This is a genomic window from Planobispora rosea, assembly GCF_014648175.1.
In the GTDB taxonomy this organism is placed as follows: Bacteria; Actinomycetota; Actinomycetes; order Streptosporangiales; family Streptosporangiaceae; genus Planobispora; species Planobispora rosea.
Map to the genome: position 1 here is coordinate 66,144 of NZ_BMQP01000036.1, position 15,618 is coordinate 81,761.

12 protein-coding genes are annotated in these 15,618 nt (G+C 70.5%); 7 read left to right on the forward strand and 5 right to left on the reverse strand.

The window, feature by feature from the left end; translation table 11 throughout:
* Nucleotides 1–74 precede the first annotated feature (74 nt).
* From IEZ08_RS28960 to IEZ08_RS28975, 4 genes are all read right to left on the reverse strand, one after another.
* Nucleotides 75–752, reverse strand: coding sequence for a B3/B4 domain-containing protein (locus IEZ08_RS28960; RefSeq protein WP_068926783.1), 678 nt, complete (start codon nucleotides 750–752; stop codon nucleotides 75–77).
* Between the two features lie 139 nt (nucleotides 753–891).
* Nucleotides 892–2,673 carry a GH39 family glycosyl hydrolase gene (locus tag IEZ08_RS28965; RefSeq protein WP_189243377.1) on the reverse strand — a complete coding sequence of 594 codons (1,782 nt, stop codon included), beginning with the start codon at nucleotides 2,671–2,673 and terminating at the stop codon, nucleotides 892–894.
* A 180-nt stretch (nucleotides 2,674–2,853) separates the two neighbouring features.
* A complete protein-coding gene (locus tag IEZ08_RS28970; RefSeq protein ID WP_141704455.1) occupies nucleotides 2,854–5,337 on the reverse strand; it encodes a glycoside hydrolase family 9 protein in 2,484 nt (827 codons plus the stop codon).
* Between the two features lie 231 nt (nucleotides 5,338–5,568).
* Nucleotides 5,569–6,462 (reverse strand): glutathione S-transferase family protein, encoded by an 894-nt coding sequence (locus tag IEZ08_RS28975; protein ID WP_068926777.1) that lies wholly within the window; start codon nucleotides 6,460–6,462, stop codon nucleotides 5,569–5,571.
* Nucleotides 6,463–6,574: 112 nt separating this feature from the next.
* On the opposite strand from IEZ08_RS28975, the gene IEZ08_RS28980 reads away from it, so the two are divergent.
* Both IEZ08_RS28980 and IEZ08_RS28985 read left to right on the forward strand, forming a co-directional pair.
* The gene (locus tag IEZ08_RS28980; RefSeq protein ID WP_189243378.1) at nucleotides 6,575–7,627 is read left to right on the forward strand and encodes an MBL fold metallo-hydrolase; all 1,053 of its coding nucleotides are present in this window, start codon (nucleotides 6,575–6,577) and stop codon (nucleotides 7,625–7,627) included.
* A 248-nt stretch (nucleotides 7,628–7,875) separates the two neighbouring features.
* On the forward strand, nucleotides 7,876–9,105 hold the full coding sequence (locus IEZ08_RS28985) for a GAF domain-containing sensor histidine kinase (RefSeq protein WP_068926773.1): 1,230 nt from the start codon (nucleotides 7,876–7,878) through the stop codon (nucleotides 9,103–9,105).
* An 83-nt stretch (nucleotides 9,106–9,188) separates the two neighbouring features.
* On the opposite strand, the gene IEZ08_RS28990 is transcribed toward IEZ08_RS28985, so the two are convergent.
* Entirely contained in the window at nucleotides 9,189–10,247 is a 1,059-nt protein-coding gene (locus IEZ08_RS28990) for an NAD(P)H-dependent amine dehydrogenase family protein (protein WP_068926771.1), read from the reverse strand.
* A 297-nt stretch (nucleotides 10,248–10,544) separates the two neighbouring features.
* Between IEZ08_RS28990 and IEZ08_RS28995 the strand changes: the two genes are divergently transcribed.
* The 5 genes from IEZ08_RS28995 to sigJ all read left to right on the forward strand — a co-directional run bounded on the left by IEZ08_RS28995 (nucleotide 10,545) and on the right by sigJ (nucleotide 15,312).
* Nucleotides 10,545–11,441, forward strand: coding sequence for an SDR family oxidoreductase (locus tag IEZ08_RS28995; protein ID WP_068926769.1), 897 nt, complete (start codon nucleotides 10,545–10,547; stop codon nucleotides 11,439–11,441).
* Between the two features lie 155 nt (nucleotides 11,442–11,596).
* Complete coding sequence (locus tag IEZ08_RS29000; protein WP_068926767.1) at nucleotides 11,597–11,869, forward strand: transposase; 273 nt, start codon at nucleotides 11,597–11,599, stop codon at nucleotides 11,867–11,869.
* 394 nt (nucleotides 11,870–12,263) lie between these two features.
* Nucleotides 12,264–12,737: a carboxymuconolactone decarboxylase family protein gene (locus tag IEZ08_RS29005; RefSeq protein WP_068926765.1), complete on the forward strand. Its 474-nt coding sequence runs from the start codon at nucleotides 12,264–12,266 to the stop codon at nucleotides 12,735–12,737.
* Between the two features lie 112 nt (nucleotides 12,738–12,849).
* Complete coding sequence (locus IEZ08_RS29010) at nucleotides 12,850–13,233, forward strand: DoxX family protein (RefSeq protein WP_068926763.1); 384 nt, start codon at nucleotides 12,850–12,852, stop codon at nucleotides 13,231–13,233.
* Between the two features lie 228 nt (nucleotides 13,234–13,461).
* Nucleotides 13,462–15,312, forward strand: a complete 1,851-nt coding sequence (gene sigJ, locus IEZ08_RS39850) for an RNA polymerase sigma factor SigJ (protein ID WP_229803608.1) — start codon at nucleotides 13,462–13,464, stop codon at nucleotides 15,310–15,312.
* Nucleotides 15,313–15,618 lie beyond the last annotated feature (306 nt).

Genomic DNA, 15,618 nt, shown 5'->3' on the forward strand with positions numbered 1-15,618 from the left:
GGGCGGAAAAGGGTCGCCCTTAATCGCCTGTCTCACGGCGGTGACCTGGCCTTCCGGGCGTGAAGTGAGCAATCTTACGTCGGGCTCCCGGCGGCGGCGACGAGCCTGGACTCCACCCGGACGCCGGGCGTGATCTCCTCCAGCAGCGCGGCCAGCTCGTCCCCGGCCGCCCGCAGCTCCTCCACGGACATCGGCGCGAGCCGCTCCAGCAGGAACAGCGCGTCCACGGTCTCCTCGGTGATGCGGGTCCGCACGCACTGCCGCCAGTTCCACCTGCGGCAGGTGACGCCCCGGTCGTCCCGCCAGACGACCTCGCCGATCTCGGGGTGGTCGATCGCCGGCTCGCCCTTCTCGACCACGTCGAAGGGCTCGTCCCCGGCCGCCCGGACCAGCCTGGCCGTCCCCTCGTAGTGCGCCAGGTCCTCGCCGCCGATCGGCAGCCCGTGCCGCACGCTGATCGCGTTGTAGGCGTCGACCACCAGGTTGATCTCCGGCAGCGGCATCCGCCGCACCAGCGCGTCCACCGACGGCCGGGTCCGCTGCGGCTTGGCGCCGAACGCCCGGTAGGCCTCCCGCCACGCCTCGACCTTCGGGTCCCCGGCCGTCACGGCCTTCTCCGCCGCCTCGGCCAGCCAGACCCGGGACCTGTCGTCCGCGGGGCCGTTGCGCAGGCCGTACACGCCCATGGCCAGTACGGCGAAGTCCGGTCTGAGCTCGGCGACGGCGGGGTCGATCCAGATGTCCTCGATCACGGCGCCAGTTTAGGGGGTGTCCTGCGCGGGATCGCGGGTCGCCGGGAGTCGCCGAGAGTCGCCGAGGGGCACTGCGGGCGGACCGGGCGGACCGGGCCCGGGGCCGGGGCCGCGGGGGCCGGTCCGCCCGCAGCGAGGATCACTGCCGGGGGCCGCTCTCCAGCAGGATCGGCCTGCCGTCCACGTTGATCTTCCGGGGGGAGGCGTCACGGGGCTGTCCCGTCAGGTCGGACCAGCGATCGACGCGCCAGTCGCCGGGCACCGCGACGGTCGCCACACCGCGCTCGTTCCAGATCATCCGGGCGGTGTATCCGCCCGGGCGGGTGAGCGTGATGACGTGGGTGCCCGCGCCGTCCACGGTGTGGCCGGTCATGCGGGCGCCGCGCAGCCAGGTGACGGTCCGCGCGTACGCCCTGCCCGCGGCGGTGGGGGTGCGCCTGTCCTCGCCGGAGAGTTCGATGACCCTGTCGCCGTGGCGGTCCCAGGTGTACCAGTCGAACCCGGACGCGCCGTACGCCCAGAACAGTGCCAGCGCGCGCGAGGTCGTGCCCACGGCCGGCCCGGGGGTGGAGGCGGTGCCGAGCGGAGCCCCCTCGGTGACGCGCAGGGGGAGATTCCCGAGGCCGTGCGCCTTCATGATCCCCTTGACGTTCCGGACCCGGGAGGCGACGCTCTCCGGGCGCAGGCCGAAGTAGACGTGCGCGCCCACGACGTCGAGGTGCTCGCCGGCGCCCGCGGCCAGATACCGGTCCAGCCAGTTCAGGCCGTTGATCGTGATGCCGGGAGAGACGATCTTCGCGGCGGGGTCGGCCCTGCGGATCTCCTCGGCGGCGGCGCGGGTGAGCTCGGCGAGCTGGGCGGGGGTGCCGTTCCAGAACTTGTGGTAGTCGGGCTCGTTCCACATCTCGTACAGCTGGATGCGGCCCTTGTACCGGGTGGCCACGGTGCGCACGTAACGCCGCCAGTCGGCGAGGCTCGCGGGCATGGCCGCCGAGCCCGGCCCGTAGGCGCCCTTCTCGCGGTTGGAGGCGGCCCACAGCGGGGGGACGCCGAGCGTGTACAGGACCGAGACGCGGTTGTCGGCGGCGGACTTCATGAAGTAGTCCATCATCGTGAAGTTCCACTCGCCCCGGCGGGGTTCGAGGTCGCGCCAGCGCACCCCGTTGTCCCACATCCGCCACAGGCCGAACCCGATCGACGGCCAGCTGTCGCCGTAGCACCCCCGGCACAGCAGGTGCATGCCGAAGTAGTCGGCCGGGACGGGGCCGCCGGAGGGTTTCAGGCCGGAGTCCCCGGCGGGGGAGACCTCGGTCAGGCTCGCGTCGTCCACGGTGACGGTGCCGGGACCGCCGAGGAAGACGCGGAACGAGCCGGACATGTCGTGCGGGGCCGTACCGGTGGCCTCGATGCGCTGCCACCGCGTGCCGACCTCCGTCGTGTGGACGGCGAACGCCTGGTAGAAGTCCTTGGCGGAGTCGTCGCTGCGCACTTGGAGGGTCACCGTGACCGGGGAGGCGGCCCTGACCCAGATGCTCGCCCGGTAGGTCCGCCCGCCGGTGAAGCGGTGCCCCTGCGTCAGGTGGACGCGTTCGGGCGCGGTGTCCACCTGGAAACGCTGGGCCCGCCGTCCTCCGTGGGCCTGTCCGTCCTCGGGGGTCAGGCGCGCCCCGGGAGCCGGGGTCCCCCAGGCGTTGACCCGCCAGCCGGGGGCCGTACCGGTGTGGTCACCCTCGAACCCGGGATTCTTCAGCAGTTCCCCCGGGGCCTGCGCGGCCCGCTGCGGAGGAGGGGACGTCGAAGAGGCGTGGGACTTCTGAGCCGGGCCGCCCGGTGCGGCAGCCGCGGGGGTGCCCGTCTGGGGCCAGGTGAACGCCAGGGCGGCCAGTACGGCGACCGCAGGACGGGTCGTTCTCTTCCCCACCAGGAGAACCTCCAGCATCATCGGTTTCCGGTCGAGGGATCATCCTTCTACACGTTTCACCGAGACCGCTGTCAAACACGAAATTTACTGAGTTCTCCGCCCACACAGACGGCAGGGCGGCCGCCGGAGGAGTGCGGCCGCCCTGGTCAGGGGGTGACGGCGGGGTGCGCCGTCAGGGGCTCAGCGGCACAGGGCGCCGTTGAGCAGGAAGCGCTCCGGCTTGGGGTTGGCCCCGGGACCGTCGGCGCCGAGGAAGCCGAAGGTGACCGAGCCGCCGGGCTTGATGACGCGGTTCCAGCGGAGGTTCTTCGCGGTGACGGCCGCGCCGTCCTGGGACAGCTCGGTGTTCCAGTGCCGGCGCACCTTCTGCCCGCCCAGGAAGGCCCACTTCAGCGTCCAGCCCTCGATCGCCTCCTCGCCGGTGTTGGTGATGGTGATCTGGGTGTTGAACCCGTCCGGCCACTGGCCGTGGTTGGTGTAGGCGACCTTGCAGTCGCCCGCCGGGACGGGATCGGCGAGGAAGGAGGCGATCCAGGACAGCGGGGAGTTCCAGTTGATGGTCAGCTCGTTGGTGGACCACGACTCGATGTCGTCGATGTAGCAGAACTGGGGCTTGCAGCCGCGGAGCTTGGCCTGGGCCACCGGGTCCTGGATGGCGGAGTTGGGGCCGCCGGACAGGGTGCCCCGCGGCGGGTTGGGCAGGGACGGGTCGAGCTGGCGGGCGTACCAGCGGCTGTGCTGGTTCTTGGAGGCGACCTCGCCGTAGCCGGTCACGTAGGACTGGTTGAGCGCGTTGCGGCCGAGGATGTAGTCCATGCCCTCCAGCACGCCGTCACGGTACTTGGCCTGACCGCTGATGTCGTGGGCCACGGCCATCACGACCATGTTGTTCAGGATCAGGTTGTTGGAGCCCCAGTCGAAGTCCGGCGGGTTGTACGGCAGGCCGTACGGGTGGGCCTTCTGGATCTCCAGGTACTTGTCGGCGCCCTCCAGCACCGACGCGCGCACCCGGGCCCGGTCGGGCAGGGCGTTGGGCACCGTGGCGAGCTGGATCCGGCCGAGCTGGGCGGTGTTGCCCCAGTCGAAGCCCCGCTCGCGCCAGATGTCGGCGGTGTGGTGCGGGGAGGCCGTGACGTAGTCCCTGAACTCCTTCTCACCGGTGGTGATGTAGAGCTCGGCGGCGGCCCAGTAGAACTCGTCGGTCACGTCGTTGTCGGGGTAGGCGCCGCCGCCGACGCCGTCGGCCGGGTCGGCGTAGCGCGCGGGGTCGGCCTTGGCCGCCGCCCACGCCTTCCTGGCCGCCGCGAGGTTCCGCTTGGCGAACTCGGGGTCGTAGGGCGCGAACAGCCGTGCCGCCTGGGCGGCCGTGGCGGCCAGGTTGAGGGTGGCGGCGGTGGACGGCGGGTGCAGCTCGCGCTTCTGCGGGTCGAGGTGGGGCATGAGCGGCAGGCCGGTCCACGCGGCGTCGTGGATCTTGTGGTGGGCCATCCCGGCGTGCGGCTCGCCGTCGGGGACCTGCATGCTCAGCAGGAACTCCTGCTCCCAGCGGGCCTCGTCGAGGATGTCGGGCACGCCGTTGCCGCTCTCGGGGATGTCCAGGTCCCCGTCCTTGTGCGTGCCGTCGGCCTTGGTCCGTTCGAACGTGGACATGATCTGGTGGACGGAGATGCCGCCGTTGACCACGTACTTGCCGTGGTCGCCCGCGTCGTACCAGCCGCCCCTGACGTTGAGCGTGTAGTCGCAGACGCCGGGCTGGCAGGGCACCTCGACGTCACCCTGGTTGGGCGCGACCCCGGCGTGCCCGGCGGGCCTGCCGTACCCGGGGCGCAGGCTGTCGAGGATCTCGATGCCGCTGCGCTGGGTGTAGTAGAACTTCAGCGCGTCGGTCTTGAGCTCGTCGTAGAGGTCGGCGCCGATGTCGAACGGGCGGCTGGTCTCGCCGTCGGCGGTGAGCGTGTACCCGGTCCCGGGGGTCCTGACCGAGCTGAAGTCGATCGTGTGCACGTTCTGGCCGGAGCTGGCGTCCACGCCGCGCGGGACGGTCTCGCCCTCGGCGACGCTCTGCCCGTCGCGCTCCAGCTTCCAGGCCACGGGCTCGGTCTTCTCGGTGACCACGGTGGCGTTCTTCGGGCCGGTCGGCAGGTAGCCGACCATGTTCACCCGGACGCGGGGGCCGGTGTCGGGGACGTAGACGTCGGGCTCGGCGCCTCCCTTGAGAGAGACGTTGTCCACGCAGAACCTCCAGGGAGTCGCGCTCCCGCCGATCTGGAAGGCCACCTGGGCGTTCGGCAGGTCCACGGGAGAGGTGAACGTGTACGAGTAGTCGTTGCCGGACACGCTCAGCTCGGGGTTGACGGCGAGGAACTGGGTCCAGGGGTCCACCGGGAGCTGGATCAGGGCCCTGGCGACCCGGCCGGGGTCGGCGGCGCCGAAGAACGAGAACTCGTAGGTCTCGTCCTTGACCAGGGCGATGTCGTTCTGGCCGACGATGACGTCCCAGGGGTTGGCGGTGCCGCCCGGGATGTCGGCGCAGAGCCGCCCGTCGGCGACCTCCAGGGTGGTGTTGGCCGTGCTCCACCAGGGAGCCGTGCCGGAGTCGAAGGTGCCGTTGACGATCTGCTCGGGACCGTCGGCGGCGGCGGAGGAGGGGGTCAGCATGACCATGCCGGCGGAGACGGCGGCGGCCACGGCGAGGGTGAGCCAGCTGGGGGGTCTGATCACGGGGGTTCCTTCGGGGGGTGAACGACCGCGTGGGAGCGCTCCCATTCAGGGGGCCCGTTGATTGTTTCCAGAGGGTTCCCCCGCCGTCAACGAACCGGCCTCCGCGGCCGGAGGCCGACCGGCCCGATGTCTGATTTGCCCGATGAAACTTTCACGCCGGGAGCCCGGCGGCCGTCAGGGGGCCGTCCAGTCCAGCTCCGGGCCCGCGGGCACGATCCCGGTCGGGTTGATGTTCGTCTGGGTGACGAAGTAGTGCCGCTTGATCTGGTCGAAGTCGGTGGTGTCGCGGAAGGCGGGGATCGCGTGGAGGCGGCGGGCGTAGGACCACAGCGCCGGATAGTCGACCAGGCGGCGGATCGAGCACTTGAAGTGGGAGTGGTAGACCGCGTCGAACCGGGCGAGGGTGGTGTAGAGCCGGACGTCGCTCTCGGTGAGCGCGTCGCCGTGCAGGCAGGCGCGGGTGGAGAGCCGCTCCTCCAGCATGTCGAGCGTCTCGAAGACCTTGACGACCGCCTCGTCGTAGGCCTCCTGCGAGGTGGCGAACCCGGCCTTGTAGACGCCGTTGTTGAGTCCGTGGTAGATCACGTCGTTCAGCGCGTCGATCTCCCCGCGGAGCGCGGCGGGGTAGAGGTCGGGAGCGCCCTCGGCGTGCCAGGGGGCGAAGGCGGTCTCCAGGGTGAGTGTGATCTGCGGGTAGTCGTTGGTGGCCAGGCGCCCGGCCGTACGGTCCCAGACGGCGGGCACGGTGTAGCGGCCCCGGAAGTCCGGGTCGGTCGCGTGGTAGAGCTCCGAGAGGTACTCCGCGCCGGTGACCGGGTCGCCGCCGGGCATCCGCCAGCCCTTCTCGTCCCGGATCGGATCCACGATCGTCACGCCGATCACCTCCTGGAGCCCGAGCAGCTCACGGACGATGAGCGAGCGCTGCGCCCACGGGCAGGCGTAGGAGGCGTAGAGCTGATAGCGGCCCGGCTCGGGCGGGTGCTCCCCGCCCTCCTCGATCCGGGCGGTGAACCGGTTGGGCTGGCGGACGAAGCGCCCGTCGCCCTCGATCTCGTTTCCCAGCTTCATGGTTTCACCGTACGGGGCCCGCCGGGCGGACCCCGGGCCGCCGTGTGACACCCCGAGTAGAACATAATTCGGTGCAGGGGGCAGAATCGGGGGCGTCGAAGGGAGATCGGGGATGACTGTGGTGACGCCGGCCAGCGAGGCGCAGCGGGAGGCGTGGCGGAGCGGAGGGTTTCCGGAGGCGGAGCGGGTCCGGCCGGGACTGTGGTCGATCCCGGTGCCGCTGCCCGCCATCCCGCTGCGCTACGTGCTGGTCTACGCCCTCGAACTGCCCGACGGGGTGGCGATCGTCGACGCGGGCTGGAACACCGACGAGGCGTACGGCGCGCTGGCCGCCGGCCTGGGGACCGCCGGGTACGAGATGACGGACGTCAAGGCGGTCCTGGTCACCCACATCCACCCCGACCACTACGGCCTCGCCGGGCGGATCCGCGAGGTGTCCGGGGCCTGGATCGGGCTGCACCCGGCCGACTCCCGCCTGCTGCACGACCGCTACGACGACGACGCGGTGGACGACCTGGTGGCGCAGGAGCGCGCGCTGCTGGTGCGCTCGGGGGTGCCCCGGGCGACGCTGGACGAGCTGGCCGGGGCCTCGATGATGATCCGGCACTACGTGACCATGGCCAAGCCCGACCGGCTGATCGAGGACGGCGACCGTCTCGGCCTGCCCGGCTGGGACCTCCAGGCGATCTGGACGCCCGGCCACTCCCCGGGCCACCTCTGCTTCGTCGAGCGGGAGCGGCGGCTGCTGTTCTCCGGCGACCACGTGCTCGCGAAGATCACTCCGATCGTGGCGGTGCACCCGCAGTCCGCGCCCAACCCGCTGGCCGACTACCTCGACGCGCTGGCGGCGGTGCGCAAGTTCGACGTGGACGAGGTCCTGCCCGCGCACGAGTACCGGTTCCTGGAACTGGCCGAGCGGGTCGACCACGTGATGGCCCACCACGAGGAGCGGCTGGCCGAGATCGAGGCGGCGGTCGCCGCGGCCGGCGGGATCACCTGCTGGGACACCGCGACCGCGCTGACGTGGTCGCGCCCCTGGGAGACCATCCCCTCGTTCATGCGCCGGGCGGCCAACAACGAGACCCTGGCGCACCTGGTCTGGCTGGAGGCCCGCGACCGCCTGCGCCGCGTCCCCGGAGAGCCCGACCTCTGGTACCCGGCCTGATCGCCGCTCGCACGGCGGCGGGTGGAAGGCGCCGGGCGGGAACACGGCGGGGAGAGGTCGCGGGCGGAGAGACGGCGGGCGGGAACACGTCGGCGGACACACCGGGGGGGAGGCGCCGGAGAACGGGACCTCCCTGGCGTAACCTGTGCCTGAGCTGGGTCTCCGGGTCGGCGCGCCGCGGGGCGCGTCCGGTGGCACGGGCCGGGGCGCCCGGTTCCGGCGGGTGCCGGGAAACGAGGGGGAACGCGATGGCGAGGGTGCCGATCCCCTCCGACGAGGCGGAGCGGCTGCACGATCTGGAGGAGCTGGAGGCGCTGGAGCTTCCGGTGGAGCCGGACTTCGACGCCATCGCGATGCTGGCCTCGCACCTCTGCGACGTCCCGATCGCGCTGGTCAACCTGATCGACGACACGCGCCAGCACTTCCGCGGCCGGGTGGGCGTCACCTGGACCTGCGCCGACCGGGAGCAGGGATACTGCAAGTACACCGTCTGCGGGAACGATCTGCTGGAGATCCGGGACATCCTCGCCGACGAGCGCTACCGCGAGGAGGCCGTCGCCGCGGGTGAGCCGTACGTCCGCTACTACGCGGGCGTCCCGCTGCTCAGCAGCCGCGGCCACGCCCTGGGCACCGTGTGCGTGCTGGACCACCGCCCGCGCAGGTTGACCCCCGAGCAGCGCACGACCCTGACCGCTCTGGCCCGCAACGCCGCCACGCTGCTGGAGCTGCACCACCACGCCCGCCGTACCGGCCGGGCCGTCCCGCGCCTGCGCGAGCTGGAACGGCTCAAGGAGCAGTTCCTGAGCAGCATCAACCACGAGCTGCGCACCCCGATGACCTCGATCCGCAGCGCCCTGCAGCTCCTGCAGGAGGGCGGGCTCGACGAGGAGACCGAGCGCCGGTTCCTGGCGGTGATGGAGCGCAACAACGAGCGTCTGACGACGCTGCTGGACGAGCTGCTCCTGCTGGCCAGCCTCAACGCCGGAACCGTCCCCTTCACCCCGGAGCGGACCGGCCTCGCCGAGATCGTCCGCCGGGCGGTGGGCGACGTCGCCGAACGGGCGGAGCTGAAGGAACACGCCGTGCACGTGAACGCGTCGTCGGAGGCGGAGATCCTGGGCGACGCCGGGTATCTCAGGATCGCGCTGCGCCACGTGCTGGACAACGCGGTCAAGTTCACCCCTCCCGGTGGCGCGGTCAGCGTCAAGGTCACGGCCGATCCGGAGCCGGCGGTGGAGGTCCGCGACACGGGGATGGGGATCGGGGCCCGGGACCTGCCCCACGTCCTGGAGGACTTCTACCGCGCCCCGGAGATGGAGGAGCAGGCGGTCGCGGGCACCGGGCTGGGACTGGCCATCGCCGACAAGATCGTCAGACTGCACGGGGGCACCGTACGGCTGGAGAGCGAGCCGGGCGAGGGAACCTGCGTGCGGATCTCCTTCCGCGACCCGGACCGGGATCCCGGCCCGGCCTCCTGAACCCGGCCACCGAGAGACCGGGAGACCGGGAGATCAGGAGACCGGAGATCCGGGGACCGGGAGAGGGGAGCGGGCGGCGCGGCTCAGGCGAGGCGGACGGTGCCGCGGCCGGTCGCCAGGGGCAGGTCGAGGAGGGTGCGAATGCCCGGCGGGGCGGCGCAGACGGCGGCGATGGCGTTGACCGCGTGGGCGGCGGCGCCGGACAGTCCGTGGGAGATCTCCTCAAGGCTGACCATGATCTCGGGAACGCCCTCGATGTGGATGGCGGAGCCGGGGGCGGTCCAGCGCCGGACCCGGGTGGCGTCGGCCTTGTAGACGCACTCCACGGTCATGAAGGGACGGCCGCGGACCAGGCCGGAGAACGTCCAGCGGGACGCGCACACGGTCCCGGGGCGGACCGTGCCGGCGGCGATCTCGAACTCCTCCTGGGAGGTCTCGAACTCGTCGCTCTCCTCCACCTCGTCGAGCGTGACGCCGAGGGCGTCGGCCACGAACTGCACGCTCTCGGTGAAGAGCGCGCGCTGGAAGGCGCGGAACGGGCGCACCGCGGTCGTGTAGTCCTTGGCCGAGCGGGTGAAGCCGTACAGGTCGACGACGATCTGCCGGGACGGGTGACCGCGGAAGTCGGAGGTCTCGCGGACGTAGATGTGGTCGATCCGGCTGGACAGGCCGGTGAGCGCGAGGGGGAGCAGGTCGCTGATGAACCCGGGGTTGATGCCGGTGCCGTGCAGGGAGGTGCCGCCCGCGCGGCAGGCGGCCTCCAGGCGCTCCACCACGCCGGGGCCGTAACACCGGGGATGGACGAAACCGGTGGTGGTGATCACGTTCTTGCCCGAGGCGAGCAGGGCGCAGATCGTCTCGACGTCGCTGGCGTGGTCGTTGCCGAAGTAGGAGGCGGGCAGCGGTGTGTGCAGCACGCAGTCGGCGTCCAGGGCGAGGACGCGATCGACGTCGTCGGTGCAGACGACCCCGGTCTCGGGCAGCGCGACGATCTGTCCGGCGTCCTTGCCCGCCTTGGCCGGGTCGTAGACGAACACGCCGGCGAGCTCGAACTCGGGGCGGGTGATCAGACTGCGGAGCGAATATCTGCCAACGGCGCCCGTGGCCCACTGGATCACGCGGAGCGGCGGTGAAGAGGGCATGTGGAGCCTCCACCCGGAGGTTGTGGGCGGGGGCCGTGCCGGGAAGTGCGTCGTCGTCGACCCACGCCAGGTGCGGGGGAGAAATTTTAGCAGAAAGCTATAAGAAGAACACTATCCGCGACCTCCCATTCTCCCCGCGCATATTCTCTCCCGTCGCGCTCCTCCTGTCCCGTTCTCCGGTCTCTGCGCCCCGTTCTCCCGCTGCGGGCGCCCGGTCATGGCTTCGCGAGGGCGGGCACGTTATCCTTCAGCAGGACTAGAACTTTATTCTCGTAGCTTCTCCTGGGAGGGTCGCTGATGTCAGAGCTGCGGTTTGACGGCCGGGTCGCGGTCATCACCGGTGCCGGGCACGGTCTCGGCCGGGCGCACGCGCTGTCGCTGGCCGAACGCGGCGCCAAGGTGGTCGTCAACGACCTCGGCGGCGCCCTGGACGGCACCGGGGCGTCCACCGGCCCCGCCGCCGAGGTGGTGGAACTGATCACCAAGAACGGCGGCGAGGCGGTCGCCAGCACCGACAACGTCGCGACCCCCGAGGGCGCCAAGGCGATCGTGCAGGCCGCGCTCGACAGCTTCGGGCAGGTGGACATCGTCATCAACAACGCGGGCATCCTGCGTGACAAGTCGTTCGGCAAGATGACGGTCGAGGAGTTCGACGCGGTCCTCGCCGTCCACGTCCGGGGCTCGTTCCTGGTCAGCCACGCGGCGTTCCCCTACCTCAAGGAGCAGGGCTACGGCCGGATCGTCAACACCTCCTCGCCGGCCGGCCTGTTCGGCAACTTCGGCCAGGCCAACTACTCCACGGCCAAGATGGGCCTGGTCGGCCTGACCAAGACCCTCGCCATCGAGGGCGCCCGGGCGGGCATCAGGGCCAACGCCATCGCCCCGATCGCCTGGACCCGGATGACCGAGGCGCTGCTCCCGGCCGAGTTCGAGGCCAAGTTCACCCCCGAGCGGGTCAGCACCCTGGTGACGTACCTGGCGCACGAGTCCTGTGAGACCAGCGGCGAGGTCTTCAGCGTCGGCGGCGGCCGGATCGCGCGGGTGTTCGTGGCGGAGGGGCCCGGCTGGAAGCAGGACGACCACACGGTCGAGGACATCAGGGACAACTGGGAGGCCATCATGGCCGAGCAGCCCTACCTGACCCCGACCACCATCGGGCAGCAGGCAGGCGCCTCGATGAAGGCCATGCTCTAGTACTCCGGTGACACTTCGAGATCTCACCGATTGAGGTCACACGCAGACGGCCACCACGTGATCATCGGGGTTTGTGAGGACATCTGAAGATCGCGTGATGGCCGCAGGCGACAGCGTAGACTCCCCACGGCTGGCTGGTCACCTTCAACGACCTGATGAGCCGCATCCACTTCGGCCGCGTCGAGCCACGCCGTACCGCCACCGCCTACGTACGCGGCCCGCCAGCCGATCCCGCCCGCTGCCGCACCGCCGCCATCCCCGACCGGACGCCTTTCGCCACCACGTCCGCCCTGGCCACGCAGATGATCGACGCGGCCCAGGCCGCCGGGGCCCACGCCCACTGGGTGACCGCCGACGAGGTCTACGGCCAAGCCGGCGACCTGCGCGCCTTCCCGGAAAGGCCGCCCTGGCGCAGCAGCTTCAGGTAGGAGATTCCCGGCTGGGACGGCTCGAAGGCAGGAGTGAGCTGGGACACGCACATCGTGGGGCCGGGATGCGATCACTGACAGCAACCGCAGCCGGACCGGATCATCGAGCGCCTTGACCGCGGCCGTTCAGGGGCGGGGCGGCCCGCTCGGTGCTGAGCGGCGTGGTCAGCTTGGGCAGCAGGCGGCGATCGAAGCATCGGCCGCCTCGGCACGCAGCAACGGATCTCACCGATGTCTCGACCGTGACCGGGACTGATCTCCGCCGGCTTTCGGCGGCCGGCAGGTAGTCATCGCGCGGAGAGGCTGAGACGCACCTCACACTTGGCTGCGGTCACAGGCCCTGGGGCTGCGGTGTCTGAAAGGGGCGACAGCGAACAACGACGAGGAGCCCACAATGGATGCTCGTTTGAACCTTTTCGGCAACCCGGTCGCAGGCAAGTCTCTGAAGCACCTCGTTGCGGCGGGCAAGGTGCTCGCGGACTCGACGCTACCGGCCGCGACACGCGAGCTGGTGATGCTCCGCGCCAGTCAGATCAACGGCTGTGCCGTCTGCATCGACATGCACACCAAGGAGGCCACGCACGCCGGGGAGAGTTCCACCCGTCTCAACCTGGTCGCCGCCTGGCGCGAGGCCACGGTGTTCACCGAGGCGGAACGCGCCGCCCTGGAGCTGGCCGAGCAGGGCACCCGCATCGCCGATGCCGCCGGTGGCGTCACCGACGAAGCATGGACCAATGCCGCCAAGCACTACGACGAGGACCAACTTGCCGCCCTGGTCGCGCTCATTGCCCTCATCAACGCCGTCAACCGCTTCAACGTCATCACCCAGCAGCCCGCCGGTGGCTACCAGCCCGGCCAGCACAGATGACGAGTAAGACACGGCCGTGCTGCTGCCTTGCGTCAGTGGTACGGCCCGGGCACCGACCGCCGCTCCTGTTTCCGGACCGGCCTCACCCCACGACCCTAATGGAAGGGATCTCATGAACCTCGCTCTGTGGATCGGCGCCGGGCTGCTGGCCGTTGTCCTCCTCACTGGCGGCGTCGGCAAGCTGATCGTGCCCCGGGAGAAGATGGCCGCCATGCGCGGCGCGGGATGGACCGCGGACTTCAGCGTCGGGTTCCTCAAGTTCCTCGGGGCCGTCGAGGTCCTGGGGGCGATAGGACTCATCCTGCCCGCCGTGACCGGCATCGCGCCGGTTCTGGTGCCGGTGGCGGCGGTCGGTGTGGTGGTGCTGATGATCGGCGCGATGATCACGCACTTGCGCCGTGGCGAGGTCATGTCGGCTGCGGGGAACCTGGTCTATCTCGCCCTGGCCGCCTTCGTGGCGTGGGGGCGTTTCGGCCCCGAGTCCTTCACCGGCTGACCGCTGCAGCGGGCGGCACAGGCGGTATCGGATCGGATCGATCCCGACCGATGGCCGGGGCCCGGCGCAGCCGCTTCAGCTGGCCATCCGGGTCGATACGACCTCCGTTCAACACCACTGGTCAAGGCCGTACGGACCGTGGCGGAAGTGATCAACAACCTGAGCATCCTTCATCAGTGCAGGCCGGGCGACGGCTTTTCGGGCACGTGCTGCCCAGGAGAACCCCTCATGGACGTGACGAACGACGGCGGCCGCCGGGCTCCAGTGGTCGGACTGGGCATCAGTGGGGTCGCGGCAGCTCTGCGGCTGCGGCAGATCGGTTGGACGCCGGTCAGCATCGAGCGAGCCACCGGGCGGCGGTCCGTCGGATACTTCATCGCGCTGTTCGACGCGGGCCGTGCCGTCGCCCAGTGCCTGGGCATCCTGGACAGGATCACCGATCGCGGTGCGGACGGCGTCAGCCATGACATCGACCGGATGGGCGGGGACCGGCCCGGACTGGGTTTCAAAGACTTTCCCGGCCGGCCATGGATGATGGCGCGGGGAGACGTCAAAGCAGCCGGGTTCGCCGCGCTGCCGTCCGATGTCGAGATCCGGTATGCCACCGTGCCGACCCGTATCGAGCAGGAGGCCGACGGGGTGACCGTCACGCTGACCGACACCGTCGGCGGGGCCTCGGTGACCGAGCGCTTCGATCTGGTCGTCGGCGCCGACGGGCTGCGCTCCACGGTGCGGCGGCTGGCGTTCGGGCCGCACGAGAAGTATCTGCGCCGGCTGAACTACATGGCGGTCGCCTTCCACCTGCCCGGCGCGCTCCCGGGTCACGACCAGAGCGATTCGGTCACTCGGGCTGAACCTCAGCGGTCGATGCGGACCTTTCCGTTCAAGGACGGTCCACCGACCGTGTTGCTCAAGTACCGCACTGACGATGCGCAGGCAGAATTCACCCGGCCCAAGGCCGATCGGGTAGGCGAGGTGTCCGGTCCGGAGCCGACCGGCACCGCTTTGGGCGCGGTGCTGGACGCGCTGGAGTCGGCCGAGGATGTGCTGTTCGACCGCGCCCCCATCGAGTATCTGCAGGGCAACGGGATGCAGATGCGCTCCGCCAGGGCCTCCGATCGCGAGTTGGGAAGGGGTTTCATGCCGGCATCAATGGATGAGACTGAGGCTGCCGGATACCGGCCGTTGTTGTTTTCCATCGCCTACGGGATGACTGGATCCGTGGGCGACGCCGAGGACATCGTGCAGGACGCGTTCCTCGTCCTGACCCGGGCACATCAGGAAGAGACTGTGATTGTCGACCCGAAGGCGTATCTGACCACGGTGGTGACGCGGCTCGGCATCAACTACCTGCGTTCGGCGCGGGTGCGGCGGGAGACCTACGTGGGCGACTGGCTACCCGAGCCGATCGTCATGCCCGCCGACAGCTCAGGACCGGCCGAGCACGCCGAGCTGGCCGATTCTCTGTCGATGGCGTTCCTGGTGCTGCTGGAGGCTCTCTCGCCGACGGAGCGGGCGGTGTTCATGCTGCGTGAGGTGTTTGGATACGGCTACTCGGACGTGGCGCGGATCACCGGCAAAACCGAGGTGAACTGCCGACAGATCTTCGCCCGCGCCCGGCGGCGCATCGCTGCCGGAGGGCAGGTGGCCGGCGGCATGCCTCCTCCCGAGCGACGGGCGGAAGGCCAGGAACTCGCCCGCAGGTTCTTCGAGGCCGCCGCGGGCGGTGACATGGACGCGCTGCTCGGCATGCTCGCGCCCGACGTAGTGCTGCGCGGAGACGGTGGCGGCAAGGCGCAGGCCTTCGGAAAGCGGCTGGTCGGGCGACTGCCCGTCATGCGACTTATCCTCGGTGTTTTCCGCCGGGCCGGGATCCTGGGGGTTTCCCTCCGGCCGGCCTGGGTCAACGGCTGGCCGGGCGCCGTCAAGCTCGACGCCGAAGGCCGCGTGATCGGCGTGATCCAGCTCGACATCGCCGACGGCATGGTCCACACGATCCACTCGGTGGCCAACCCCGACAAGCTCGCCCATATCAGAATGAATCCAGACATAGGGGAGTCCGGTACGCGGTGTTCTTGACGGCGCATACCGGGGCCGTGGTGCTCCTGGCGCTGTGGTCATCCACGCCAAGGCCGCACACGCGTACCGGCATGGTGCCCACGGGCTGGGTGTCACGTCGTCTCGGCGTGCTGGTGGGCGGACACTGCCCAGGCCAGCGGTTCGGCCTTCTCCGGCTCTTCGACTGGCCGTTCCAGCGCGAGTCGGGGCTTGGAACAGGGTCCGGCTCACGCTGGAACGGCGACTTCAGGTAGTCGTGAGGGAGCCGGCGTAGTGCTCGGCGATCTCGTCGCTGGTGGTCAGCCACACACCCTCGTGGCCGGTGAT

Excerpts from the sequence above, each read along its gene's own strand:
- IEZ08_RS29000 (WP_068926767.1), top strand. The coding sequence starts at position 11,597 with ATGAGCCGCATCCACTTCGGCCGCGTCGAGCCACGCCGTACCGCCACC.
- IEZ08_RS28990 (WP_068926771.1), bottom strand. The coding sequence starts at position 10,247 with ATGCCCTCTTCACCGCCGCTCCGCGTGATCCAGTGGGCCACGGGCGCC.
- IEZ08_RS28975 (WP_068926777.1), bottom strand. The coding sequence starts at position 6,462 with ATGAAGCTGGGAAACGAGATCGAGGGCGACGGGCGCTTCGTCCGCCAG.
- IEZ08_RS28985 (WP_068926773.1), top strand. The coding sequence starts at position 7,876 with ATGGCGAGGGTGCCGATCCCCTCCGACGAGGCGGAGCGGCTGCACGAT.
- IEZ08_RS29005 (WP_068926765.1), top strand. The coding sequence starts at position 12,264 with ATGGATGCTCGTTTGAACCTTTTCGGCAACCCGGTCGCAGGCAAGTCT.
- IEZ08_RS29010 (WP_068926763.1), top strand. The coding sequence starts at position 12,850 with ATGAACCTCGCTCTGTGGATCGGCGCCGGGCTGCTGGCCGTTGTCCTC.
- sigJ (WP_229803608.1), top strand. The coding sequence starts at position 13,462 with ATGGACGTGACGAACGACGGCGGCCGCCGGGCTCCAGTGGTCGGACTG.
- IEZ08_RS28970 (WP_141704455.1), bottom strand. The coding sequence starts at position 5,337 with ATGGTCATGCTGACCCCCTCCTCCGCCGCCGCCGACGGTCCCGAGCAG.
- IEZ08_RS28995 (WP_068926769.1), top strand. The coding sequence starts at position 10,545 with ATGTCAGAGCTGCGGTTTGACGGCCGGGTCGCGGTCATCACCGGTGCC.
- IEZ08_RS28980 (WP_189243378.1), top strand. The coding sequence starts at position 6,575 with ATGACTGTGGTGACGCCGGCCAGCGAGGCGCAGCGGGAGGCGTGGCGG.